We start from the raw sequence: 23509 nt of genomic DNA on the forward strand, positions 1-23509 counted from the left end.
GCGTGGGCATGAATGAAGGGGCGCGCGCCGCGACCTCGGCGGCGCACGGAAAACGGATCGTCGAAAGCAGCCGGCGTCAGTCGCGCGCTTCGCGCAGCAGGTTCAGCGCGGACAGCACCGGCCGGTCGGAATAGCTGAACAGCACGCTGTCGCGCGACGCCGACAGCCGCACCGGCGCCCACGACGGCGCGACGAAGATGTCGTGCGGCGCGAACGCGAATGCCTGGTCGCCGATCACGGCGGTGCCGCTGCCCTCGACGACGCAATAGACCGTCGCGTCGGTGCTACGGTACGGGCGGCCGTCGAAGCTGGCGGGCAGGAACTGCATGAAGGTGGCGATGGTCGGCATCGGCCAGCCGCCCGTCGCGGGGTTCACGTAGCGCAGCTTCACGCCGTCCCACGCATCGAGTTCGCCGTTCCGGTACAGCGCGTCGAGCGCCTCGCGGCTGCGCGCATACGGATAGCTGAACACCGGCGACGTCGGATCGCTCACGCGATGCCGCACCGGCACCATGTTGTGACCGAAGCGCGCGAAGCTGTCGCCTTCCGGACGATTCACCGGCTGTACGGCTTCCGGGTAGTTCTCCGCGAAACCGGCGTCGAGGTGCGCGAGCAGCGGGATGTCGAGCCCGTCGAGCCACACGACCGGCTCGCCGCCGTCTTCCGCCGACGGATTGCCGTGGTCGTGCCACGCCCACGACGGCGTGATGATGAAGTCGCCCGGATGCATCGTCGTGCGCTCGCCGTTCACGGCCGTCCACGCGCCGCGCCCCTCGACGATGAAGCGCAGCGCCGATTGCGTATGACGGTGGCTCGGCGCGATCTCGCCCGGCAGGATCAATTGCAATCCTGCATACAGGTTCGGCGTCATGCTCGACTTGCCCGGCAGCCCGGGGTTCTCCAGCACCAGCACGCGGCGCACCGCTTCCTCCGCGCTGATCACGCTGCCGGCCTGCATCACGAGGTCGCGTATCTGCGCATACTTCCAGATCGCGGCTTGCGCCGCCGGCTGCGGCGAGGTCGGCACGAGGTTGTGCAGCGATTCCCACAACGGCGCCAGGCGCTGCTCGGCGATCCGTGCGTAGTAAGCGGCGCGCGGCGCGTCCGGATGGGTCGTCATGATGTCTCCTTCGGGGCGCCGATCGGCGTCGGCGCTATGTCGGGTCGGGGACCGTGCTGCAGTCCGTCAGCAGATTTATATTCGACGCAGACATACCCGGTAAAATGGTCAAATCATCTGATCCATATATTTTTGGATATACCTTTTCGCGACGAGGCATGCAATGGACTGGACCCACCGGCTGCGGCTGCGGCATCTGCAGGTACTGTTGAGCCTGGCCGGCACCGGCAATCTGAGCCAGTCGGCGGTCGCGCTCGCGACCACGCAGCCGGCGCTGTCGAAATGGCTGAAGGAGCTGGAAGAGGATGTCGGGCTGCCGCTGTTCGAGCGGCATGCGCGCGGGCTGCGGCCGACGCCCTACGGCGAAGCGCTGATCGAGCATGCGCGACGCGTCGAAGCGCAGCTCGACATCGCGCGCGACGACATGGCCGCGTTGCGCGAAGGCGGCAGCGGCCTCGTGACGATCGGCACGTCGGGCGTCGCGGCGGCCGACACGGTGCCGTTCGCAGTGTCGCAATTGCTGAAACGGATGCCGCGCGCGCAGGTGCGGCTCACCGAAAGCACGATGAACCAGCTGATGCCGCAGCTCGCGCGCAGCGAACTCGATATCGTCGTCGGCCGCTCCGGCTCGACGTCCGTCGATCCGCTGCTGCATGCCGAAGCGCTGTACGTCGATCCGGTCGTGTTCGTCGCGCGGCCCGGCCACGCGCTGGCCGGCGCGACGTCGCTCGGCTGGGACGACGTGCTCGCCTATCCGTGGATCGTGTGGCCGGCGGGCACGCCCGTCCACAATGCGCTGGAAGCCGCGCTGCACGCCGCCGGCCGCGTGCAGCCGTCGCACTGCGTCGAATCGAATTCGTCGATCCTGAACCTCACGCTGCTGAACAACACCGACCTGCTCGGCGTCGCGTCGCACCGCGCCGCGCGGCGCTTCGCGCAACTGAACGCGATCCGCATCCTGCCGATGGAGCTCGAGGGCCAGGGCGCGGTGTCGATGTACTGGCACCCCGACAGCGCGAACCGCGCGGCCGTGGCCGCGACGATCGAGTGCCTGCGCGCCTGTGCGGCGCCGCAGGTGGGCGGATGGGAAAAAGTGAAGGTGGAATGAACGGCGCGGCCCGGCGCGAACCGGGTCGCTTCACCGCGACGCCTCACACGTCACGCGCCGTCGCAGGATTCCGTACCGTCGAGCATCAGCGTGCCGACCCGCGCGGGCACGAGCGGCGTGCGCGGCGCCGGCGGCGTCCAGCCGAACAGCACCTGCGCGGCCGCGCCGCACACGCGCCCCTGGCACGCACCCATCCCGCAGCGTGACTGCAGTTTGGCGGCCGTCCAGCCCGGTTCCCGTGCGACCGCATCGAACCGCACGTCTTCGCAACGACACAGCAGCGTGTCGGCTCGCGCGAGCCGGCGGATCGGCGCGCGGATCGCGAAGCGCTCGCGCACGGCATCCGCGAACGCCTGCCAGCGCGCGCGGCGTGCGACCAGCGCGGCCAGTCGGTCGGTCTGCCCGGTCGCCGCATAGCCGGCGATTTCGCCTTCGACCATCGCCAGCTCGCTGCCGCCGACGCCCGTGCACTCGCCCGCCGCGAAATACCCGTCGCGGCTCGTGCGCTGGTGTGCGTCGACCGCCACCGCGCCGTGCTCGATCCGGCAGCCGAGATGACGCGGCAGCACGGTATTCGGCACGAGGCCGAAGCCGCACGCGAGCCGGTCGCAGTCGACGTCGAATTCGCGATCGCCCCGGCGAATCCGCACGCGTTCGAGCCGCTGGTCGCCGAATGCCTCGACGACGTACGCAGCCGGCCGATAAGCAGCGGTGGCGAGCTTCGCGGCCTGCGCTAGCTTCGACGGCCAGCGCCACAGCCCCGCGCCGAAGCCGGCGACGTCGCCCCATGCGGCCTGTTCGAGCACGTGCGACACGCGTGCGCCGGCCTGCCGGGCCGTCACCGCGCTCGCCAGCAGCAGCGGCCCGCTGCCCGCGATCACCGTGCGCTGCCCGCGCACGTCGAGCCCGTACTTGATCAGCGCCTGCAAGCCGCCCGCGCCGGTCACGCCCGGCAGCGTCCAGCCCGGAAACGGCAGCAGCAGCTCGCGCGCGCCGCAGCAGAGAATCAGCGTCCGGAAATCGAGCAGCCGCCCGCATTCGTCGTCTTCGAGCAGCAGCGTGCCCGGCTGCGTTTCGGCGACGATGCGCGTCGCCGCGAGGTGCATGACGTTCGGCTGCCGCAGCACGGCCAGGCGTTCGGCCGCGGCCGGCGTCGGTGCGGCCGCTGCCGGCTGCCGCCAGATCTGTCCGCCCGCGCGCGGGTTGTCGTCGACGATCGCAACGGTCGCGCCGCTGCGCGCGGCGGCCCGCGCGGCCGACAGGCCCGCCGGGCCCGCGCCGACGATCGCGACGTCGACGCTCAGTCGTTCCTGTTTCATCGCGTGCGCTCCACCTGCATGCCGTCGCGGCACAGCGTCTGGCACGCCAGCCGGCGCCGGCCGTCGATCGTCATCCGGCATTCCTGGCAGATGCCCATCCCGCAAAACGGCGCACGCGCCGCACCCGCGCACGACACGCGCGTCGTGTCGTCGCCGCTCGCCGCAACGGCGGCCGCGACGGTCACGCCGTCGGCCACCGTCAGCGCGCGGCCGTCCAGATGAATGATCATGTCAGCCTCCGTCGGGCCGCCCCAACGGCGTAGCAGGGAATTCGCAGAGCATCGCTCTGCGCCTGCGTAGCCGGCCGGCTTTGCAAAGCCGGCCGCGGGCGGCTGACAGCCCCCTCGGGGGGCACCTTGCATGGGACCGGAGTAAGCGCTGAAGCGCCAACTCCGGTCGACAGCGAATGAAGTAAGCGTGGGGGTCGTTTCACGTCAGCGCTCCGGCCAAGGACGACGCGGTCAGGAAGCGTCCCGGCAAATACGGTTCGATATCGATGGGCGGCCGCTCGCCGGCCATCAGCGCGGCGACGAGCCGCGCACTGCCCGGCGCGGTCGTCACGCCGAGCCCTTCGTGGCCGACCGCGAGCCACACGCCCGGCCGCGCCGGGTGCTCGCCGAGCAGCGGCAGGCCGTCGGGGCTCGCGGATCGGAAACCCGTCCATGCGCGAATGCCGTTCAGGTCGGCCAGATCCGGCAGGTAGCCGACCGCGCGGCGCAGCATGCGCGCAAGCACGGGCGGCTCGACCTGCGCGTCCTCGGTGTCGAACTGGCGCGACGAGCCGATCAGCAACTGGCCGGTCGGCCGTGGCTGCACGTTGAACGCGACCGACGTGCCGTCGCTCGCGTGCGCGCTCGCCGCATAGCCGAGCTCGACGAGTTGATGCGATACGTGGCCCGGATAGCGGTCGGTAATCAGCAGATGGCCCTTTTTCGGGCGCAGCGGCAGTTCGGGCAGCAGCGTGCGCGCTGCCACGCCGTTCGCCACCAGCACACGCTGCGCGCGCAGCACGTCGCCGCTCGCGAGCGTCACGCTCGCGCCGTCGACCGCGACGGCCCGCTCGCGGCGCAACGTGATGCGCGGCGCGCGCTGCAGCAGCCAGTTCGCGGTGACGGGCGCATAGAGGATCGCGTCGCCGGGAATCTTCAGCGCGCCGCCAAGCCCGGCGCGCAGCATCGGCTCCAGTTGCGCGAGCGCCGCCGCGTCGATCAGCTCGCCGGCCACGCCGTGCGCGGCGAGCGTCGCCTGCTTCGCGCGCGCCAGATCCATTTCGTGCGCATCGGCCGCGAGCCACAGCGTGCCGCAGTTGCGGTATGCGCAGCCTTCCGGCATCTCGCCGCTCAACGCGCGCCACAGGTCGATCGAGTAATGGCTCAGCGCGAGCTCGGCCGCGTTGTCGTCCATCGCGACGAGGTGGCCCATGCCCGCGCCGGTCGCGCCGCCGCTCGCGTCGTCGACGACGAGCACGCGCAGCCCGCGCTGCGCGAGTTCGTGCGCGCAGGCCGCGCCGACGATGCCGGCGCCGATCACGACGACGTCGGTCTTCGTTTCGCTCACGACCCGATGCCCCAGCCGAACGGATCGTCTTCGTCGATCAGCAGCGTCGCTTCCGCGCTCAGGTGCGCGCTGCCGCGAATCGTCGGCACGATGCCGCCATCGGCCAGCTCGTAGCTCGCATGGAACACGCTGCCGATCACGCTCGCCTGCCGCCACACGACGCCCGGCGCGAGCTTGCCGTCGGCCGCGAGGCACGCGAGCTTCGCGCTGGTGCCAGTGCCGCACGGCGAACGGTCGTACGCGAGGCCCGGGCACAGCACGAAGCTGCGGCTGTCGTGCTCGGGATCGTCGGCGAACAGCTCGATGTGATCGATCTCGCCGCCGTTCGCGCCGGTGATGCCCGCGCGTTCGAGCCCTTCGCGTACGGCCGACGCATACGCGGTGAGCGCCGCGACGTTGTCGCCGGCGACGCGCTGCCCGTGGTCGCTGATCAGGAAGAACCAGTTGCCGCCCCATGCGATGTCGCCCTTCACGGGGCCGTATCCCGGCACGTCGAGCGCGACGCCCTGCGCGTGACGATATGCGGGCACGTTGCGCACGCTGACCGACAGGTCGTCGTGCAGCGTCGCCTCGACGGTGCCGACCGGCGTCTCGATCCGGTGCACGCCGGGCGCGATGCGCCCCATGTGATGCAGCGCGCGCACGACGCCGATCGTGCCGTGCCCGCACATCCCGAGATAGCCGCTATTGTTGAAGAAGATCACGCCGGCCGCCGCGTCGGGCGCCAGCGGGTCGCACAGCAGCGCGCCGACCATCACGTCGCTGCCGCGCGGCTCGAGGATGCACGCGGTGCGGTAACGATCGTGCTCGCGCGCGAGCACGTCGCGGCGCTCGGCCATCGTGCCGCGGCCGAGCGACGGAAAGCCGGACACGACGAGCCGAGTGGGTTCGCCGCCCGTGTGCGAATCGATGATCTGGATGCGCTTCATCATGAGCCGTCCGAAGTGGGGAAAGGAGCATAGCTTCCTCCGTCGCGCGTCCGTCCGCTTGTGGCTTTTCGATGAGGACGACGACGAAATCGGCATAGTGCGACGCGCCCCTCCCGCCCCTACCGGCCGCTGTGCCGATTTCGTCATTTTGCTCCGCGATACGACTCAAGCGTGATGGGCGTTTGCGCGGCGATACTGGTCGCCACACCGACACACCCGTCGGCCGACCGATACGAACGTAGGAGATTTCAGTGAGCCGCAAAGCCATTCAGTGGACCGGGGTTTTCCCGGCCGTCAGCACCCAATTCAAGCCGGACTTTTCCCTCGACATCGACGCCACGCACCGCGTGGTCAAGAACCTGGTGAACGACGGCGTGTCGGGCCTCGTGGTCTGCGGCACGGTCGGCGAAAACACGTCGCTGTCGACGAGCGAGAAGCTCCAGGTCATCGAAGCCGCCCGCGACGCGGCCGGCGGCAAGATTCCGGTGATCGCCGGCATCGCCGAATTCACGACCGAATTCGCGCGCAACACGGTGCGCGAAGCACAGCGCGTCGGCGTCGACGGCGTGATGGTGATGCCCGCGCTCGTCTACTCGGCGAAGCCGCACGAAACCGCAGCGCATTTCCGCGCGGTCGCGACGAGCACCGACCTGCCGGTGATGGTCTACAACAACCCGCCGATCTACAAGAACGACGTGACGCCCGACGTGCTGATCGCGCTGCAGGATTGCGAGAACATCGTCTGCTTCAAGGATTCGTCGGGCGATACGCGCCGCTTCATCGACCTGCGCAATGCGGTCGGCGATCGCTTCGTGCTGTTCGCGGGCCTCGACGACGTCGTGGTCGAGAGCATCGCGGTCGGCGCCGAGGGCTGGGTGTCGGGCATGTCGAACGCGTTCCCGAAGGAAGGCGAGACGCTGTTCCGCCTCGCGAAGCAAAAGCGCTTCGACGAAGCGCTCGCGCTGTATCGCTGGTTCATGCCGCTGCTGCACCTCGACGCACGCCCCGACCTCGTGCAGTGCATCAAGCTGTGCGAGGAGCTGGTCGGCCGCGGCAGCGCGATCACGCGTCCGCCGCGCCTCGCGCTGCAAGGCGACACGCTCGCGGAAGTGAAGGCCATCGTCGCGAAGGCGCTCGAAACGCGCCCGGCGCTGCCCGACGTCGGTCTCTGATCGACGCCCCTGCGGCGGCGCGCGGGCATTGCGCCTGCACGCCGCCGTCTCCGGTCCGGCATGGCCTGCGGGCCCGTTCGCCGCGGCGCCAGAGCGTGCCGCGCGTGAATGCCCCGCAGCCCGCCCCGGTCGCTCGAACCGGGCGTCGCCGGCCGACAGGCAGGCGCCGCTGCTCCGTCGGAGCGCGGCGCACCTCAAGCCTGTGCCGATATTCCCTCCAGGAGACACGCCCATGCCAGGCCAAGGCAACGCACACCCGTCTGTCCCGCTTTCCCGTTCCGCGCACCCCGGCGCGGGTCACGGCAAGTTCAAGAAACAGCTGTCGCTGACCGATCTCACGTTCATCGGTCTCGGCGCCATTTTCGGTTCGGGGTGGCTGTTCGCCGCGAGTCACGTATCGACGATCGCGGGCCCCGCCGGCATCTTCTCGTGGCTGCTCGGCGGCTTCGCGGTGCTGCTGCTCGGGATCGTCTACTGCGAGCTCGGCGCCGCGCTGCCGCGCGCGGGCGGCGTGGTGCGCTACCCGGTGTTCTCGCACGGCCCGCTGCTCGGCTACCTGATGGGCTTCATCACGCTGATCGCGTTTTCGAGCCTGATCGCGATCGAAGTCGTCGCCGCGCGCCAGTACGCGGCCGCATGGTTTCCGGGCCTGACGGTCGAAGGGTCGAGCGACCCGACCACCGTCGGCTGGCTCGTGCAGGCCGCGCTGCTGTGCTTCTTCTTTTACCTGAACTATTCGAGCGTGAAGACCTTCGCGAAGGCGAACAACATCATCAGCATCTTCAAGTTCATCGTGCCGCTCGCGGTGATCGGCGTGCTGTTCACGTTCTTCAAGCCCGCGAACCTGACCTTGCACGGCTTCGCGCCGTTCGGCATGCCGGGCATCGAGATGGCCGTGTCGGCCGGCGGCATCATCTTCGCGTATCTCGGGCTCACGCCGATCGTGTCGGTCGCGAGCGAAGTACGCAATCCGCAGCGCACCATCCCGATCGCGCTGATCCTGTCGATCCTGCTGTCGACGCTGATCTACGTGCTGCTGCAACTCGCGTTCATCGGCAGCATCCCGACGGCCATGCTCGCCGCCGGCTGGCACGACGTGAGCAAGGCGTTCTCGCTGCCGTACCGCGACATCGCGCTCGCGCTCGGCGTCGGCTGGCTCGCGGTGATGGTCGTCGCGGACGCGATGATCTCGCCGAGCGGCTGCGGCAACATCTACATGAACGCGACGCCGCGCGTGGTCTACGGCTGGGCCAAGACGGGCACGTTCTTCAAGGTGTTCACGCGCGTCGACGAAGCGTCGGGCATCCCGCGCGCGGGCCTGTGGCTCACGTTCGGCCTCGCGATCTTCTGGACGCTGCCGTTCCCGTCGTGGGAAGCGCTGATCAACATCGTGTCGGCCGCGCTGGTGTTGAGCTATGCGGTCGCGCCGGTGTCGGTCGCCGCGCTGCGCCGCACCGCGCCCGACCTGCCGCGGCCGTTCCGCGCCAGCGCGTTCGGCCTCACCGGCCCCGCGTCGTTCGTGATCGCCGCGCTGATCGTCTACTGGTCGGGCTGGAGCACGGTGTCCTGGCTGCTCGGGCTGCAGATCGTGATGTTCGTCATCTATCTCGCGTGCCGCCGCTGGGTGCCGACCGCGCACCTGAGCCTCGCCGAGCAGGTGCGTTCATCCGCGTGGCTGATCGCGTTCTATGCGGCGATGATCGTGCTGTCGTATCTCGGCGGCTTCGGCGGCACGGGCCGGCTCGCGCATCCGTACGACACGGTCGTCGTCGCGGCCGTCGCGCTCGTCATCTACTACTGGGGCGCGAACACCGGCGTGCGCGCCGACAAGCTGCAACTCGACGACGACGAGGACTGACGCGCCCGCGCCCTTTTTCCCTTCCATCGGCCGGGCGCAGCACGCCCGGCCTGGCTTTTTTCCGAGGAAACCATGCAACTCACAGGTCAGCTCCTGATCGGCCAGTCGGCCGTCGCCGGACAGAACGGCACTCTCCACGCGCTCGCCGCCGCGACCGGCGAACCACTCGAACCGGCGTTCGGCGGTGCGAGCCTGCACGACCTGGAAACGGCGTGCGCACTCGCCGATGACGCGTTCGACACCTATCGCGAGACGTCGCTCGAGGCACGCGCCGCGTTCCTCGACGCGATCGGCCGCCACATCATGGCGCTCGGCGACGACCTGATCGAGCGCTGCGTCGTCGAAACGGGGCTGCCGCGCGCGCGCATCGAAGGCGAACGCGGCCGCACGGTCGGCCAGCTCGCGCTGTTCGCGTCGCTCGTACGGGACGGCGGTTTCCTCGATGCGCGCATCGATCCGGCGCGCCCCGAGCGCAAGCCGCTGCCGCGCGTCGACCTGCGCCTGCGCAACGTCGCGCTCGGGCCGGTGGCCGTATTCGGCGCGTCGAACTTCCCGCTCGCGTTCTCGGTGGCCGGCGGCGACACGGCATCGGCGCTGGCGGCCGGCTGCCCGGTGATCGTCAAGGCGCATTCCGCGCATCCGGGCACGTCCGAACTCGTCGGCCGCGCGATCCAGCAGGCCGCGCGCGAATGCGGGATGCCGGCCGGCGTGTTCTCGCTGCTGTTCGACGCATCGCGCGAGATCGGCCAGGCGCTCGTCGCCGATCCGCGCATCAAGGCCGTCGGCTTCACCGGGTCGCGCCGCGGCGGCGTCGCGCTGATGCATATCGCGGCCGCGCGGGCCGAGCCGATCCCCGTCTATGCGGAAATGAGCTCGATCAATCCGGTGCTGCTGTGTCCGGCCGCGCTCGAGGCCCGTCACGACACCATCGCCCCGCAGTTCGTCGCGTCGCTCACGCTCGGCGCCGGGCAGTTCTGCACGAATCCGGGCCTCGTGCTTGCGGTCGACGGCCCCGCGCTGCGCGCATTCGAGGCCGCGGCAGCCGATGCCGTGCGCGCCGTCGCCGCGCAGACGATGCTGACACCGCACATCCACGCGAGCTATGCGCAAGGCGTCGCGGCGCTGCGCGATCACTCGGCCGTTGAACTGCTGGCCGAAGGCGTCGAAGGCGGCCGTCATCAGGCGCGCGCGGCGCTGTTCGCAACCTCTGCGAACGCGTTCATCGCCCACCCCGAATTGCGCGACGAAGTATTCGGCCCCGCGTCGCTGATCGTCCGCTGCCCAGACGCCGGCACGCTGCATCGCGTACTGAAGTCGCTCGAAGGCCAGTTGACGATCGCCGCGCACCTCGCCGACGGCGACGCGGCGCTGTTCGCCGCGCTGCGCCCGACGCTCGAACGCAAGGCCGGCCGCATTCTGGTCAACGGCTTCGGCACGGGCGTCGAGGTGGGCCATGCGATGGTGCACGGCGGCCCGTTCCCGGCGACGTCCGACACCCGCACGACGTCGGTCGGCGCCCGCGCGATCGAGCGCTTCCTGCGCCCCGTGTCGTACCAGGACCTGCCCGACGCGCTGCTGCCGGATGCGCTACGCAACAGCAATCCGCTGCGCGTACCGCAACGCATCGACGGCGTGCTCGTTTCGCGTGAGGTGAACCATGGCTGACCCCACCACCGAAGTCGTCCTGTCGCTCGACGAAGTCCACGCGCTCGCGTTGCGCGTGCTGACGCACCACGGAATGTCCGACGCGCATGCGCGCGCCATCGCCAACGTGATCACGCAGGGCCAGCGCGACGAATGCCATTCGCACGGCGTGTACCGGCTGCTCGTCTGCGTGCGGTCGCTGAGGAAAGGCAAGGTCGATCCGCAGGCCGTGCCGACGCTGCGCCGGCTGTCGTCGTCGATCGTCGCGGTCGACGCGCATCGCGGCTTCTCGCTGCTGAGCTTCGAGACCGGGCTGCCCGTGCTGGTCGAGATGGCGAAGCAGCACGGCATCGCCGCGATGGCAATCAACCACTGCTATCACTTCTCCGCGCTGTGGCCCGAGGTCGAGGCGATCGCGGCCGAAGGGCTGGTCGGCATCGCGATGAATCCGAGCCATAGCTGGGTCGCCCCGGAAGGCGGCCGCGAACCGGTGTTCGGCACCAACCCGATCGCGTTCGCGTGGCCGCGCCCGGGCGGCGAACCGTTCGTGTTCGATTTCGCGACGAGCGCGATCGCGCGTGGCGACATCGAGTTGCACGCGAAGCAAGGCAAGGCGATTCCGCCGCACTGGGCGATCGACGCGGACGGGCAGCCGACCACCGACGCGAAAGCCGCGCTGCAAGGCGCGATGCGCACGTTCGGCGGCCACAAGGGTTCGGCGCTCGCGGCGATGGTCGAGCTGCTCGGCGGCGCGCTGATCGGCGACATGACGAGCCGGGAATCGATGGACTTCGACGAAGGCGTCGGCGCGACGCCGTGCCACGGCGAACTCGTGATCGCGTTCGATCCGAAGGTGTTTCTCGGCGACGATCTCGACGCGGGGCTCGCGCGCGGCGAGCGGATGTTCGAATCGATCGTCGCGCAGGGCGCGCGGCTGCCGTCGCAACGGCGCTTCGACGCCCGCGCGCGGAGCATCGCGAACGGCGTGCGGATTCCGAAGGCGCTGTACGACGAGATCCTGACGCTGCTCGACTGACGCGCAATCGAGCGGCACGGCGCGGCTTCATCGTCGGCAGAACGGGCAATGAAGCCGCCGGCGGGCCTGTGGCGATGGACTGCTTCGGGCGTCGGGTCGGGTCGGGTCGGGCTTGGGGCTTGGGGCTTGGGGCTTGGGGCTTGGGGCTTGGGGCTTCGGGCTTCGGGCTTCGGGCTTCGGGCTTCGGGCTTCGGGCTTCGGGCTTCGGGCTTCGGGCTTCGGGCCTCGTGCTTCGTGACGTCGGTGTGCCCGTTGCACCTAACCGCTGTCCGGTGCACCACTCGCCCGCTCCGGCCGGCGCCGCCCGCCCGGCGGCTGTGGGATAATCGCGGAGTTTGCCCAGGGCGCAGCTCAAGAGGTTGTTCGCACGGGCGCGAGAGAGGCCTTTATTCCCGTGCCTCCACCCTTTTCCCGCGATATTTCTTCAGCCATCACCATGCCCACTTACCGCTCCAAAACCTCCACCGCCGGCCGCAACATGGCAGGTGCGCGCTCGCTGTGGCGCGCCACCGGCATGAAAGACGACGATTTCTCGAAGCCGATCATCGCGGTCGTCAACTCGTTCACCCAGTTCGTGCCCGGGCACGTGCACCTGAAGGATCTCGGCCAGCTCGTCGCGCGCGAGATCGAGGCTGCCGGCGGCGTCGCGAAGGAATTCAACACGATCGCGGTCGACGACGGCATCGCGATGGGCCACGACGGCATGCTGTACTCGCTGCCGAGCCGCGACATCATCGCCGACTCGGTCGAATACATGGTGAACGCGCACTGCGCGGACGCGATGGTGTGCATTTCGAACTGCGACAAGATCACGCCGGGGATGCTGATGGCCGCGATGCGCCTCAACATTCCGGTGATCTTCGTGTCGGGCGGCCCGATGGAAGCCGGCAAGACGCGCCTCGCGAACCCGGTCACCAAGACCGTCGAACTGAAGAAGCTCGACCTCGTCGACGCGATGGTGATCGCGGCCGACCAGTCGTATTCGGACGCCGACGTCGCCGAAGTCGAACGCTCGGCCTGCCCGACCTGCGGCTCGTGCTCGGGCATGTTCACCGCGAACTCGATGAACTGCCTGACCGAAGCGCTCGGCCTGTCGCTGCCCGGCAACGGTACGGTGGTCGCCACGCACGCCGATCGCGAACAACTGTTCAAGCGTGCCGGCCGCCGCATCGTCGAACTGACGCGCCAGCACTACGAGCAGGACGACGAACGCGTGCTGCCGCGCTCGGTCGGCTTCAAGGCGTTCGAGAACGCGATGACGCTCGACATCGCGATGGGCGGCTCGACCAACACGATCCTGCACCTGCTCGCGATCGCGCAGGAAGCCGGCATCGACTTCACGATGAAGGACATCGACCGTCTGTCGCGCACCGTGCCGCAGCTGTGCAAGGTCGCGCCGAACACGAACAAGTACCACATCGAGGACGTGCACCGCGCGGGCGGCATCATGGCGATCCTCGGCGAGCTCGAGCGCGCCGGCAAGCTGCACACCGACGTGCCGACCGTCCACGCGCCGACGCTGAAGGATGCGCTCGACCAGTGGGACATCGTCCTCACGGAAGACGAAGCGGTCCGCACGTTCTACCTGGCCGGCCCGGCCGGCATCCCGACGCAGGTCGCGTTCAGCCAGAACACGCGCTGGCCGAGCCTCGACCTCGATCGCGCCGAGGGCTGCATCCGCTCGTACGAGCATGCGTTCTCGAAGGAAGGCGGCCTCGCGGTGCTGACCGGCAACATCGCGCTCGACGGCTGCGTGGTGAAGACGGCCGGCGTCGACGAAAGCATCCTCGTGTTCGAAGGCTCGGCGCACGTGACCGAATCGCAGGACGAAGCGGTCGAGAACATCCTGAACGACAAGGTCAAGGCCGGCGACGTGGTGATCGTGCGCTACGAAGGCCCGAAGGGCGGCCCGGGCATGCAGGAAATGCTCTACCCGACCAGCTACATCAAGTCGAAGGGGCTCGGCAAGGCGTGCGCGCTGCTGACGGACGGCCGGTTCTCGGGCGGTACGTCGGGGCTGTCGATCGGCCACTGCTCGCCGGAAGCGGCGGCGGGCGGCGCGATCGGCCTCGTGCGCGACGGCGACCGGATTCGCATCGACATTCCGAACCGCACGATCGACGTGCTGGTGTCGGACGAGGAACTGGCGCGCCGCCGCGAGGAGCAGAACGCGAAGGGCTGGAAGCCGGCGCAGCCGCGTCCGCGCAAGGTGTCCGCGGCGCTGAAGGCATACGCGAAGCTGGTCATGTCGGCCGACAAGGGCGCCGTGCGCGATCTGTCGCTGCTCGACGACTGATGCGGCGGGCGGCGGGCGACCGGTAGCGCTTACCTCGCCGCTTGCCCGATCCAAAAGCCGCTCTCCGGAGCGGCTTTTTTTGTCTGGTGCCCGGAGAACCCGCGGCACCGGCGGCACCGGTGCCGTCAGTGGCGGAGTTCGTCGGGACCACCGCCTCCACCGCCGCCATGGTTGCCGCCGCCGTTTCCGCCGCCTTGCGGCCGCGCATAACCGCCGCCGCCCCAACCTCCCTGGCGCGCGGGCTGAGGCATCGTGCGGGCTTCGCCGCCCGGCGCGGGCGGCGGGCTGGCCGGGCGCGCATTACCCACGCCACCCGGCATCGGCGCCGGTGCAGCCGGCGGCGGCACGCGGTTCGCGCCGTTCCAGCCGCCGCGCGTCGCCGACGGCCGCGTGTCATGCACGGGCGGCGGGCCGCCCGGCGCGACCTGCATCGGCGCGCCCGGTTGCGGCCGCCCTTGCGCGGGAGGCATGCCGCCGGGGCCGAGCCTCGGCTCCGCACGATGCGCCCAGCGATCACGGTCGGGATACCACGGGCGGTGCCGGTAATAGCGATCCCAGTACGCGCCGATCGCGAAGCCGGTCACCGGCACGCCGATGATCGCGCCGTATTGGAGCAACGGCACGTAGCTGCCCTGGTACGGATAGTCGAGCAACTGCGCATCGATCCAGCCGCGCACGCCCGGCAGCGCGACATCGCACCACGCGTAGTCGCTCAGGCAGCCGAACACATCCAGCGCGGTACCGGGCGGGATCTGCGCGACCACCGGATAATCGGGCGCCGGCCCGGCAAACAGCTCGGCCGGCGAGTTCGTGTAAGCGCTGCTCTGCGCATCGGCGACGCCCGGTGCGGCCGCGAGGCCGGCCAGGACGACGCACAGACTTCGGACAATCGTGTTCCTCATGTTGCTCTCCCGCGCCGCCGCGCGCCGGTCAGTGCCGATGGCCGCCGCCCCAGTGGCCGCCACCCCAATGCCCGCCGCCCCAATGCCCGCCGCCCCACGGACGATGCCAGTAACCGCCGCGGCCGCCCCAGTATCCGCCGCCGCCCCAGCGGCCCCAGAAGCCGATCGTCACGGGCGGCCCGTACCAGCCGGAGTAGTACGCCGGGTAGTAATACGGATACGGCGGCGGCACGTAGGCCGGGGCGACATACACCGGCACCGCCGGGCCGACGTCGACCTGCGCCTGCGGCACGGTCGACGGGGCCGCATCGGGCGTGGTCGGTCCGGCTGGAATCTCGCGCTGCGTCACCGTGGCGGGCACCGGCGCGTAATAAGGTGCATAACCGTACGGGCTCGTGTAGTAGCAGCCGCCAAGCATCAGTGCGGCCAGCGCGACGACGGCGGGCCTCGCGGCGGAAATCGGGTTCATCTCGTACTCCGGCAGAATCCGCGCGTCGCCGCCGGGCGCGCGCCTGACTCTAGCTTACGTCCCCTGCAGATTTCCGCGCGTATGATCGGTTACTTTTTGTTTCCTGCCCGGCACGGCCGGGCAGGAACGCCGCGTGCTGGCCCGTCCGCGGCGCCGGCGTTGAAGTTGGCGCAAATGCCCTCAACTTGAACGATGTCGGGCTGACCGGCGCGGACGGGTGTCCGCGACCCACCGGCAACCGCAAACCGGCGAGCTTCGGCCCGCCCAGACAGGAACGCGGCTCGCGCCGCCATCGACATGACTACGCCACGCCCCACTCCCCGGGCGGACACACCGCTCGATCCGATCATCCAGCTGCTGGCGCTCGCCGGCGAGCAGGGTTATCTGACGCACGCCGACCTCGTCGACGCGCTGCCGCCCGAAAGCGACAGCCCCGACGCGCTCGACGTCGTGCGCGCCGCGCTAGCCGACATCGGCATCGCGGTACTCGACGAGCCGGCCGTGCCCGCACCGTTTGCCGGCGCGGCGCCGGTCGAGGTCGATCGCGACGCGCTCGACGAAGGCCGGGCCATACTCGGCGACCTCGCGCGCGGTACGAGCGCGTCGACCGATCCGCTCGCGCTCTACATGCGGCGCATGCATGCAGTGCCGCTGCTCACGCGCGAAGGTGAAATCGTGCTCGCCCGCGAGATCGAGACGGGCCGTCATCAGGTGCTGCATGCGATCGCCGGCTATCCGCCCGCGGTCGACGCACTGCTCGAGCGTCATCGCGCGACGGGCGCAACCGGCGCAATAGGCACAACCGGATCGCCCGATGAAGAGGATCGCGAAACGCCCGCGCCCGCCCGCTACGACGCGCTGCAGGCAGCGGTGTCGGCGCTGCGCGATGCATTGCATGCGCATGGCAGCCGTTCGGCCGACTACCGCGACGCGCGCAACCACGTGGCCGCCCTGCTCGGCTCGCTCGCCTGGGTCGCACCGGCCGTCGACGACGCAAGCCGTACCGTGCGCGCGCTCGCGGCCGCCTCCGATGATCCGTCGGCGGTCGACGCCGCGTACTTCGACGCGGTCGCACGGCGCGCACTTGCAGCCGCGTTGAGCGACGGCCAGCAAAAAGTGCGCGACGCGACGCGGGCGATGCTCGAGGCGAACCTGCGGCTCGTGCTGTCGATCGCGCGCAAGTACCTGAACCGCGGCGTCGATCTGTCCGACCTCGTGCAGGACGGCTGTCTCGGCCTGATGCGCGCGATCGAGAAATTCGAATACCGGCGCGGGTTCAAGTTCTCGACCTATGCGACCTGGTGGATTCGCCAGGCGATCGCGCGCGCGGTCGCGGATCGTTCGCGCACGATCCGCGTGCCGGTGCACGTCGGCGACCAGTACCAGCGCGTGCAGCGGCATGCGCTGCGCTTTCGCCAGCGCACGGGCCGCCGCGCCACGCCGGCCGAGCTCGCGGCCGAAACCGGCCTCGCCGAAGACAAGCTGCGTGCGGTGCTCGCGCTGCCCGCCGAGCCGGTCTCGCTCGATACGCCGCTGCCGGACGCGGACACCGGCCTCGTGGAACTGATCGAGGACCAGGCATCGGCCAGCCCGTTCGAGCAACTCGCCGACACGCGCATGCGCGACTGCGTGCGATCGCTGCTGCGATCGGTCACGCCGACCGAGGCCGACGTGCTGCGCCGGCGGTTCGGCCTCGGCGGCGCCGAGCCCGACACCTACGACGCGATCGCGCAGGATGCGGGGATGTCGCGCGAGCGCGTCCGGCAGATCGAGAAACGGGCGCTCGCCGCGCTGCGTACGGCCGCCGAGGCCGAGAACGCGCAGTCGTTTCTCGACGCGTAAGCGCATCGCGCAACGCGCACGGTCGTACCGCGTTCCGGCACGACCGTGCGCCGCGCGCCTGTGTTACGTTTGCCATTGACGCGCATCAAGTTTTCTTCATCGCGCGTCGCGACAATGGTTGACAGCCGACCGGCGCATCGCTCGCCGCGTCCATTCCGTTTGTGCTTTCCGGGTCCCTTGCCATGCAGTCGACCGTCAGCCAGACGTACGAGGAAAACCGGCCTGTCGCGGCCTGCCTGCGCGAGGCCGCGCAGTGGCTCGTCGACCAGGGCGCGAACCCGTACCGGGTGGCCGCGTACCGCGCCGCGGCCGATACGGTCGACGCGCTCGACCGCGACATCCGCGGCGTGTTCGACACCGGCGGCGTCGAGGCCCTCGGCGCGCTGCCCGACATCGGCGCGGGCGTCGCGCAGGCAATCGCCGAGCTGCTGGTGACGGGCCGCTGGCGCCAGCTCGACCGCTTGCGCGGTGACGCGGAACGCGCGTCGGCGTTCGAAGCGGTGCCGGGCATCGGCCACGCGCTGGCGCTGCGCATTCATGACGCGCTGCACATCGACACGCTGGAGGAGCTCGAACGCGCGGCCCGCAACGGCCAGCTCGAAACGATCGCGGGCGTCGGCCCGCGGCGCGCAGTCGGCATCCGCGCCGCGCTCGACGACGTGCTGAGCCGCCGCCGGCGCTGGCAAGGCCACATGCAAAGCGCCGGCCCCGGCACGGAACCGCCCGTCGAGCTGCTGCTCTACATCGATCGCCAGTACCGCAACAAGGCGGCCGCGGGCGTGCTGCCGACGCTCGCGCACCGGCGCCTGAACGCGGACGGCTACGTGCCGCCGCCGGTGATGCACATGACCAAGGGCGGCTGGCATTTCACGGCGCTGAGCCAGCATGCGGCCATGCGCACGCCGGAAGCCGATCGACCGACCGACTGGGTCTCGCTCTACTTCTACGACGCCGTGCAGTGCGAGCACCAGCGCACCGTCTTCACCGAAACGTACGGCGCGCTCGTCGGCAAGCGGATCGTGCGCGGCCGCGAGATGGAATGCCGCGTGTATTACGCGGGGTGAGTCCGGCGTAGGCGGCTTCGCTGAAGTCGAAAGCCCCACTGACGGCCTCGCCTTTTCTCGACCCCGCGCGTCAAGCCGACTACATCGCCACGTCGCCACCTTCCTGCCGACCCGCTACCGCACCGCCCGCCTCGCGCCGGCTCGCCGGCTACGCCCCTTCCCCCTTCGCACGGCGCGCCGGATGACGATGCGCGGCAATGCGCAGCAGCTTCTGAAACGACGGACATTCGAGATGGTTCGCCGCCGGGCACACGGCCGCATGCCGCAGCGCATCGCGTACCGCGCCGAGACGGCGGATCGTGCGGTCGAGCTCGTCGGCCTTGCCGTCGAGCTTCGCGCGATCGATCGCGGGTCGCCCCTCCGCGCCGACCATCGCGAGGATGTCGTCGAGCGAGAAACCGGCCTCGCGGCCGAGCGCGATCAACGCCAGGCGCTCCAGCACCGCCTCGTCGTATTGCCGCCGCAGCCCATGCCGGCCGATCGGAACGATCAGCCCTTTTTCCTCGTAGTAGCGCAGCGTCGATGCGGGCAGCCCCGTGCGCCGCGCAACGTCCGCAATGTCCAGTCGGCTCATGCTTGACCTCAAGTGAACTTGAAGTTGCAAGATAGTCGCTCGACTCCATGAAGACAAGCCCGGACCGCCATGAAACCGTTGAACCCGCGTCGTATTCCGCCATGCCCCATCGCCATTGCCGCGCGCAGCGGAGGTGCGCGATGAGCCCGTCCGACATCCTGCTCAAACTGCTGTTGATCGGCGCGGGCGCCACGCTCCTGATGGATCTATGGGCGCTGTTCCGGCGGCATGCGTTCGGGATTCCGTCGCTCGACTACGCGCTGGTCGGCCGCTGGCTCGGCCACATGATGCACGGCCGGTTCCGGCATGCGTCGATCGTCGCCGCCACACCCGTGGCCGGCGAACGCGCGCTCGGCTGGGTCGCGCATTACGCGATCGGCATCGCGTTCGCGGCACTGCCCGTGCTGATCGCCGGCCCGGCGTGGATCGATGCGCCGACGCCGCTCCCCGCACTCGTCGCCGGGCTCGCGAGCGTGGTCGCGCCGTTCTTCTTGATGCAGCCGGCGTTCGGCTTCGGCATCGCGGCGTCGCGCACGCCGCAGCCGGGTGTCGCGCGCCGGCGCAGCCTCGTCACGCATCTGTCGTACGGGGTGGGACTCTATCTTGCGGCGTACATGCTGGCGGCGCTGTCGCGTTAAGTAGCGCGCCGGCATTTCCTCGGCCGCCTTCTTGCGGCGTGCCTTCATCGTCCTCGTACGCGGGCCGGGATTCACGACGCATTCCCGTTGCCCGGTGCACCCGGCCGGGCGCCCCCGTCACTCGCCGCCGCAGTCGATCAGGTTGCGGCGCACGCGCCCGAGCAGCCGCACCAGCGTATCGCGCTCGTCGGGCGTGAAGCCGCGCAGCCCGTCGTCGGCGACGGTATCGCCCACCTCCAGCATCTGCGGAAAGATCTCGCGCGACTTGTCGGTCAGCCGGATCACGAACGCGCGGCGATCATCGTCGTTCGCGATGCGTTCGATCCAGCCATAGCTTTCCATCCGGTCGAGCAGCCGCGTGAGCGAGATCGGCGTGATCTCGAGCCATTCGGCGAGCCGCGCCTGGTTCATCTCGCCCTTCCACGTCAGGTACGCGAGCACGCGGCTTTGCGCCCGCGTCAGCCCGATGCGCTTCGCGCGCCGGTCGAACAGGCGTCCGTTCAGACGGGCCACGTCGGCGATCAGGTAACCGATCCGGTTCTCGTAGGTCTTGTCCATGCGGCGATTATAGGGTCAAGCCGGAACCGGCCCGTGGCTCGCGACCCGGCGATAAGTGGCTATATAATAAGCATGCTTATAATTTGCGCCATACCGGATCGCCGACCACGGCGGCCGCCCCACGGAGACACCGCTTGAACCCCGCCGCCGACGCCGCCGATACCCCCGCCTCGCCCGCCCTGAACCGGCCGATGCTGACCCTGTCGATCATGCTCGCCACGCTGATCCAGACCCTCGACAGCACGATCGCGAACGTCGCGCTGCCGCACATGCAGGGCACGCTGTCCGCGTCGCAGGACGAAATCACGTGGGTGCTGACCTCCTACATCGTCGCGGCGGCGATCGCGACGCCGCTCACCGGCTGGCTGTCCGACCGGCTGAGCGTGAAGCGGCTGCTGATCGTATCGATTGCGGGCTTCACGGTGGCGTCGGCGCTGTGCGGGCTGTCGGAGACGCTCGTGCAGATCGTCGGCGCACGGCTGCTGCAGGGTGTGTTCGGCGCCGCGCTGGTGCCGCTGTCGCAATCGATCCTGCTCGACATCAATCCGCGCGAGAAACAGGGCCAGGCAATGGCGATCTGGGGAATGGGCGTGATGGTCGGCCCGATCCTCGGCCCGACGCTCGGCGGCTGGCTCACCGACAGCTACAACTGGCGCTGGGTGTTCTTCATCAACGTACCGATCGGCGCGTTCGCGCTCGCCGGCGTGATGACCTTCCTGCCGGCACGCGCGCCACGCCCGCACGTGAAATTCGATGCGTTCGGCTTCGCGACGCTCGCGCTCGCGATCGGCGCGTTCCAGGCGATGCTCGATCGCGGCGAGCAGCTCGACTGGTTCGGTTCGTACGAGATCCGCATCGAAGCGCTCGTCGCGGCCCTGAGCTTCGCGTTCTTCCTCGCGCACACGGCGACCGTCGGCAAGGCGTCGTTCTTCAAGTCCGAACTGCTGCGCGATCCGAATTTCGCGACGGGCACGCTGTTCATCTTCGTGGTCGGCGCGGTGCTGTACGCGACGCGCGCGCTGCTGCCGCCGATGCTGCAGAACCTGATGGGCTACCCGGTCGCGACGACGGGCCTCGTCACCGCGCCGAGCGGCGCCGGCACGATGATCGCGATGCTGTTCGTCGGAAGGCTGCTGAAATACGTGGATGCGCGGATGCTGCTGCTCGCCGGGCTGGCGATTTCCGCGCTCGCGCTGTGGCAGATGATGCAGTACACCGTCGTGCTGTCCGAAGCGGACATCGTATGGCCCGGCGTGATCCAGGGCTTCGGCCTCGGGCTCGTGTTCGTGCCGCTGAGCGCGCTGTCGTTCTCCACACTGCCGCCCGAGCTGCGCGCGGACGGCACGGCCACCTACAGCCTGATGCGCAACATCGGCAGCAGTATCGGCATCTCGATCGTGCAGACGCTGATGACGCGCAACACGCAGGTCGCGCATGCCGACCTCGCGACCCACATCACGCCGTTCGACCCGGCCGTGCAGGCGCTGGCCGGCAGCCGTGTCGACCTCGCGCTGCTCGACCGCACGATCAACCAGCAGGCCGCGATGATCGCGTACCTGAACGATTTCAAGCTGATGTTCGTCGCGACGCTGCTGATGATCCCGCTGTTGCTGCTGATCCGCCCGCCGCAGAAAACGGCGAGCGTCGACGTCGCGCATGCGGCGCTGGATTGACGAGCGTGCATGCGCCCGTCCGAAGCCGCGTCAGGCCTTCATCGTCCCGGTGCGCACGTAGCGCTCGTGCCACGACAGCGCCTCGGCGAGCAGGTGCGGCGTGTGCTTGCCGAAGCTGTCGCGCGACGCGCGCTCGAAGTAGTCCTCGAGCATCGGGCGATAGTCCGGGTGCGCGCAGGTCGCGATGATCTTGCGCGCGCGCTGCTTCGGCGACAGGCCGCGCAGGTCGGCCAGCCCCTGCTCGGTGACGACCACCGCGACGTCGTGCTCGGTATGGTCGACGTGGCTCGCCATCGGCACGATCCGCGAGATCGCCCCGCCCTTCGCGGTGCTCGCCGACATGAAGCACGACAGGTAGCCGTTGCGCGCGAAGTCGCCCGAGCCGCCGATGCCGTTCTGGATCTTCGTGCCCATCACGTGCGTCGAGTTCACGTTGCCGTAGATGTCGGCTTCGATCATCCCGTTCATCGCGATGCAGCCGAGCCGGCGCACGAGCTCCGGATGGTTGCTGATCTCCTGCGGGCGCAGCACGATCTTCTCGCGGAACGTCGCGATTTCGTCGGCGAAACGCTGCACGGCGGCCGGGCTCAGCGACAGCGCGGTGGCCGACGCGAAGCTCAGCGTGCCGTCGTCGAGCAAGTCGAGCATGCCGTCCTGGATCACCTCGGTGTAGGCCGTCAGGTTCGAGAAGCCGGCCGAGCTCAGTTCCGCGAGCACCGCGTTCGTGATGTTGCCGACGCCCGACTGCAGCGGCAGCAGGTTTTCCGGCAGGCGGCCGCGCTTCACTTCGTGGCGCAGGAAGTCGATCAGCTGCAGCGCGATCTGCTTGGACGTCGCATCCGGCGCGGAGAATGCATTGCTGCGATCGGGCGCGTCGGTCTCGACGATCGCGACGATCTTGTCGGCCGGGCAGCGCAGGTACGGCTCGCCGATCCGGTCGTCGCTCTTCGTCAGCGGAATCGGCTTGCGGTGCGGCGGCAGCGCGGTGCCGTAATAGATGTCGTGCATCCCGTCGAGGCCGAGCGGCTGGCGCGCATTCACTTCGAGGATCACGTGCTTCGCGCGCTCCAGCCAGGTCTTGTTGTTGCCGATCGACGCGGACGGGATCAGCAGGCCGTCCTCGCGGATGCCCGCGACCTCGACGATCGCGACGTCGAGGTCGCCGTACAGCCCGAACCACGCGTATTGCGCGACGTGGCTCAAGTGGACGTCCTGGTAATCGACTTCGCCGCCGTTGATCTTGTCGCGCAACGTCGGGTCGGACTGGTACGGCAGCCGCATCGAGATGCCGTTGGTGCGGGCGAGCGCGCCGTCGAGTTCCGGTGCGGTCGATGCGCCCGTCAGTACGTTGATCCGGAAGTCCTCGCCGCGCGCGTGCGCCGCGTCGATGTGGGCAGCCAGCGCGGCCGGCACGGCCTTCGGATAGCCCGACCCGGTGAAGCCGCTCATGGCGACGGTCATGCCGGGGCGGATCAGCGCGGCGGCTTCGTCGGCGGTGCGGACGAGCGAACGCAGGGCGGGAGCGAGGATGCGTGAAGAAGACATGGCTGGTTATCTGACGCTTGGGTCTGTCGTTGACGTCGCGGGGGGTGTCTCCTGAGCGACGCGAAGCCCTTGGGGCCGCGAGGGGCGGCCCGGCACCACGGGCACGGTCGGAGTATCGCAGAGGCCATCGCCGCGAAATGTCCGCTGGATGCAAAAGATCCTTGCCGGATTTGCCGGGTATCGAACGAGCGTTCTGTGACAGGCG

Annotated in this window: 20 protein-coding genes; 10 read left to right on the plus strand and 10 right to left on the minus strand. The window is 69.6% G+C overall.

Annotated features, from left to right (window positions below; all coding sequences use genetic code 11):
* Positions 1 to 76: 76 nt before the first annotated feature.
* Complete coding sequence (gene gtdA, locus BLS50_RS19855; RefSeq protein WP_074803641.1) at positions 77 to 1120, minus strand: gentisate 1,2-dioxygenase; 1044 nt, start codon at positions 1118 to 1120, stop codon at positions 77 to 79.
* 163 nt (positions 1121 to 1283) lie between these two features.
* Here gtdA and BLS50_RS19860 point away from each other — a divergent pair, with 163 nt between their 5' ends.
* Entirely contained in the window at positions 1284 to 2228 is a 945-nt protein-coding gene (locus BLS50_RS19860; protein WP_074803644.1) for a LysR family transcriptional regulator, read from the plus strand.
* A 50-nt stretch (positions 2229 to 2278) separates the two neighbouring features.
* Here the strand turns inward: BLS50_RS19860 and BLS50_RS19865 are convergent, their stop codons facing one another.
* The 4 genes from BLS50_RS19865 to BLS50_RS19880 all read right to left on the minus strand — a co-directional run bounded on the left by BLS50_RS19865 (position 2279) and on the right by BLS50_RS19880 (position 6033).
* Entirely contained in the window at positions 2279 to 3547 is a 1269-nt protein-coding gene (locus BLS50_RS19865; protein ID WP_074803646.1) for an NAD(P)/FAD-dependent oxidoreductase, read from the minus strand.
* Positions 3544 to 3777, minus strand: a complete 234-nt coding sequence (locus tag BLS50_RS19870; protein WP_074803648.1) for a 2Fe-2S iron-sulfur cluster-binding protein — start codon at positions 3775 to 3777, stop codon at positions 3544 to 3546. Before BLS50_RS19870 ends, BLS50_RS19865 begins: the two co-directional genes overlap by 4 nt.
* 199 nt (positions 3778 to 3976) lie before the next feature.
* Positions 3977 to 5104: an NAD(P)/FAD-dependent oxidoreductase gene (locus tag BLS50_RS19875; protein WP_074803650.1), complete on the minus strand. Its 1128-nt coding sequence runs from the start codon at positions 5102 to 5104 to the stop codon at positions 3977 to 3979.
* The gene (locus BLS50_RS19880; RefSeq protein WP_074806541.1) at positions 5101 to 6033 is read right to left on the minus strand and encodes a 4-hydroxyproline epimerase; all 933 of its coding nucleotides are present in this window, start codon (positions 6031 to 6033) and stop codon (positions 5101 to 5103) included. Before BLS50_RS19880 ends, BLS50_RS19875 begins: the two co-directional genes overlap by 4 nt.
* 251 nt (positions 6034 to 6284) lie before the next feature.
* Between BLS50_RS19880 and BLS50_RS19890 the strand changes: the two genes are divergently transcribed.
* From BLS50_RS19890 to ilvD, 5 genes are all read left to right on the plus strand, one after another.
* Positions 6285 to 7205 (plus strand): dihydrodipicolinate synthase family protein, encoded by a 921-nt coding sequence (locus BLS50_RS19890; protein WP_011547925.1) that lies wholly within the window; start codon positions 6285 to 6287, stop codon positions 7203 to 7205.
* Between the two features lie 232 nt (positions 7206 to 7437).
* The gene (locus BLS50_RS19895) at positions 7438 to 9063 is read left to right on the plus strand and encodes an APC family permease (RefSeq protein WP_074803652.1); all 1626 of its coding nucleotides are present in this window, start codon (positions 7438 to 7440) and stop codon (positions 9061 to 9063) included.
* Positions 9064 to 9135: 72 nt separating this feature from the next.
* Positions 9136 to 10728, plus strand: coding sequence for an aldehyde dehydrogenase (NADP(+)) (locus BLS50_RS19900; protein WP_074803654.1), 1593 nt, complete (start codon positions 9136 to 9138; stop codon positions 10726 to 10728).
* Positions 10721 to 11743 (plus strand): Ldh family oxidoreductase, encoded by a 1023-nt coding sequence (locus BLS50_RS19905; RefSeq protein WP_074803656.1) that lies wholly within the window; start codon positions 10721 to 10723, stop codon positions 11741 to 11743. Before BLS50_RS19900 ends, BLS50_RS19905 begins: the two co-directional genes overlap by 8 nt.
* Positions 11744 to 12179: 436 nt before the next feature.
* Positions 12180 to 14039, plus strand: coding sequence for a dihydroxy-acid dehydratase (gene ilvD / locus BLS50_RS19915; protein ID WP_027814611.1), 1860 nt, complete (start codon positions 12180 to 12182; stop codon positions 14037 to 14039).
* Positions 14040 to 14164: 125 nt separating this feature from the next.
* Here the strand turns inward: ilvD and BLS50_RS19920 are convergent, their stop codons facing one another.
* On the minus strand, positions 14165 to 14941 hold the full coding sequence (locus tag BLS50_RS19920) for an SH3 domain-containing protein (protein WP_074803658.1): 777 nt from the start codon (positions 14939 to 14941) through the stop codon (positions 14165 to 14167).
* A gap of 28 nt (positions 14942 to 14969) precedes the next feature.
* On the minus strand, positions 14970 to 15410 hold the full coding sequence (locus BLS50_RS19925; protein WP_074803661.1) for a hypothetical protein: 441 nt from the start codon (positions 15408 to 15410) through the stop codon (positions 14970 to 14972).
* A gap of 297 nt (positions 15411 to 15707) precedes the next feature.
* Here BLS50_RS19925 and BLS50_RS19930 point away from each other — a divergent pair, with 297 nt between their 5' ends.
* Together BLS50_RS19930 and BLS50_RS19935 are read left to right on the plus strand one after the other, a co-directional pair.
* On the plus strand, positions 15708 to 17252 hold the full coding sequence (locus BLS50_RS19930; RefSeq protein WP_074803663.1) for a sigma-70 family RNA polymerase sigma factor: 1545 nt from the start codon (positions 15708 to 15710) through the stop codon (positions 17250 to 17252).
* Positions 17253 to 17434: 182 nt separating this feature from the next.
* Positions 17435 to 18316, plus strand: coding sequence for a helix-hairpin-helix domain-containing protein (locus BLS50_RS19935; protein ID WP_011547933.1), 882 nt, complete (start codon positions 17435 to 17437; stop codon positions 18314 to 18316).
* Positions 18317 to 18464: 148 nt separating this feature from the next.
* Here BLS50_RS19935 and BLS50_RS19940 read toward each other — a convergent pair whose 3' ends face one another.
* Positions 18465 to 18890 (minus strand): helix-turn-helix domain-containing protein, encoded by a 426-nt coding sequence (locus tag BLS50_RS19940; protein ID WP_011547934.1) that lies wholly within the window; start codon positions 18888 to 18890, stop codon positions 18465 to 18467.
* A 140-nt stretch (positions 18891 to 19030) separates the two neighbouring features.
* Here BLS50_RS19940 and BLS50_RS19945 point away from each other — a divergent pair, with 140 nt between their 5' ends.
* Positions 19031 to 19528 carry a DUF2938 domain-containing protein gene (locus BLS50_RS19945; RefSeq protein ID WP_069230988.1) on the plus strand — a complete coding sequence of 166 codons (498 nt, stop codon included), beginning with the start codon at positions 19031 to 19033 and terminating at the stop codon, positions 19526 to 19528.
* A gap of 117 nt (positions 19529 to 19645) precedes the next feature.
* Here BLS50_RS19945 and BLS50_RS19950 read toward each other — a convergent pair whose 3' ends face one another.
* Positions 19646 to 20086: a MarR family winged helix-turn-helix transcriptional regulator gene (locus BLS50_RS19950; protein ID WP_011547936.1), complete on the minus strand. Its 441-nt coding sequence runs from the start codon at positions 20084 to 20086 to the stop codon at positions 19646 to 19648.
* 134 nt (positions 20087 to 20220) lie between these two features.
* Here BLS50_RS19950 and BLS50_RS19955 point away from each other — a divergent pair, with 134 nt between their 5' ends.
* Positions 20221 to 21759 carry a DHA2 family efflux MFS transporter permease subunit gene (locus BLS50_RS19955; RefSeq protein ID WP_074803665.1) on the plus strand — a complete coding sequence of 513 codons (1539 nt, stop codon included), beginning with the start codon at positions 20221 to 20223 and terminating at the stop codon, positions 21757 to 21759.
* Positions 21760 to 21789: 30 nt separating this feature from the next.
* Here BLS50_RS19955 and BLS50_RS19960 read toward each other — a convergent pair whose 3' ends face one another.
* Positions 21790 to 23304 carry an acetyl-CoA hydrolase/transferase family protein gene (locus BLS50_RS19960; RefSeq protein WP_011547938.1) on the minus strand — a complete coding sequence of 505 codons (1515 nt, stop codon included), beginning with the start codon at positions 23302 to 23304 and terminating at the stop codon, positions 21790 to 21792.
* Positions 23305 to 23509: the final 205 nt, after the last annotated feature.

Origin of the sequence: Burkholderia orbicola (assembly GCF_900100915.1) — a bacterium.
In the GTDB taxonomy this organism is placed as follows: Bacteria; Pseudomonadota; Gammaproteobacteria; order Burkholderiales; family Burkholderiaceae; genus Burkholderia; species Burkholderia orbicola.

Bases quoted from the DNA above. Each gene is read 5' to 3' on its own strand.
- gtdA (WP_074803641.1), bottom strand. From the start codon at position 1,120: ATGACGACCCATCCGGACGCGCCGCGCGCCGCTTACTACGCACGGATC.
- BLS50_RS19860 (WP_074803644.1), top strand. From the start codon at position 1,284: ATGGACTGGACCCACCGGCTGCGGCTGCGGCATCTGCAGGTACTGTTG.
- BLS50_RS19865 (WP_074803646.1), bottom strand. From the start codon at position 3,547: ATGAAACAGGAACGACTGAGCGTCGACGTCGCGATCGTCGGCGCGGGC.
- BLS50_RS19870 (WP_074803648.1), bottom strand. From the start codon at position 3,777: ATGATCATTCATCTGGACGGCCGCGCGCTGACGGTGGCCGACGGCGTG.
- BLS50_RS19880 (WP_074806541.1), bottom strand. From the start codon at position 6,033: ATGAAGCGCATCCAGATCATCGATTCGCACACGGGCGGCGAACCCACT.
- BLS50_RS19895 (WP_074803652.1), top strand. From the start codon at position 7,438: ATGCCAGGCCAAGGCAACGCACACCCGTCTGTCCCGCTTTCCCGTTCC.
- BLS50_RS19900 (WP_074803654.1), top strand. From the start codon at position 9,136: ATGCAACTCACAGGTCAGCTCCTGATCGGCCAGTCGGCCGTCGCCGGA.
- BLS50_RS19905 (WP_074803656.1), top strand. From the start codon at position 10,721: ATGGCTGACCCCACCACCGAAGTCGTCCTGTCGCTCGACGAAGTCCAC.
- ilvD (WP_027814611.1), top strand. From the start codon at position 12,180: ATGCCCACTTACCGCTCCAAAACCTCCACCGCCGGCCGCAACATGGCA.
- BLS50_RS19920 (WP_074803658.1), bottom strand. From the start codon at position 14,941: ATGAGGAACACGATTGTCCGAAGTCTGTGCGTCGTCCTGGCCGGCCTC.
- BLS50_RS19925 (WP_074803661.1), bottom strand. From the start codon at position 15,410: ATGAACCCGATTTCCGCCGCGAGGCCCGCCGTCGTCGCGCTGGCCGCA.
- BLS50_RS19930 (WP_074803663.1), top strand. From the start codon at position 15,708: ATGACTACGCCACGCCCCACTCCCCGGGCGGACACACCGCTCGATCCG.
- BLS50_RS19935 (WP_011547933.1), top strand. From the start codon at position 17,435: ATGCAGTCGACCGTCAGCCAGACGTACGAGGAAAACCGGCCTGTCGCG.
- BLS50_RS19940 (WP_011547934.1), bottom strand. From the start codon at position 18,890: ATGAGCCGACTGGACATTGCGGACGTTGCGCGGCGCACGGGGCTGCCC.
- BLS50_RS19945 (WP_069230988.1), top strand. From the start codon at position 19,031: ATGAGCCCGTCCGACATCCTGCTCAAACTGCTGTTGATCGGCGCGGGC.
- BLS50_RS19950 (WP_011547936.1), bottom strand. From the start codon at position 20,086: ATGGACAAGACCTACGAGAACCGGATCGGTTACCTGATCGCCGACGTG.
- BLS50_RS19960 (WP_011547938.1), bottom strand. From the start codon at position 23,304: ATGTCTTCTTCACGCATCCTCGCTCCCGCCCTGCGTTCGCTCGTCCGC.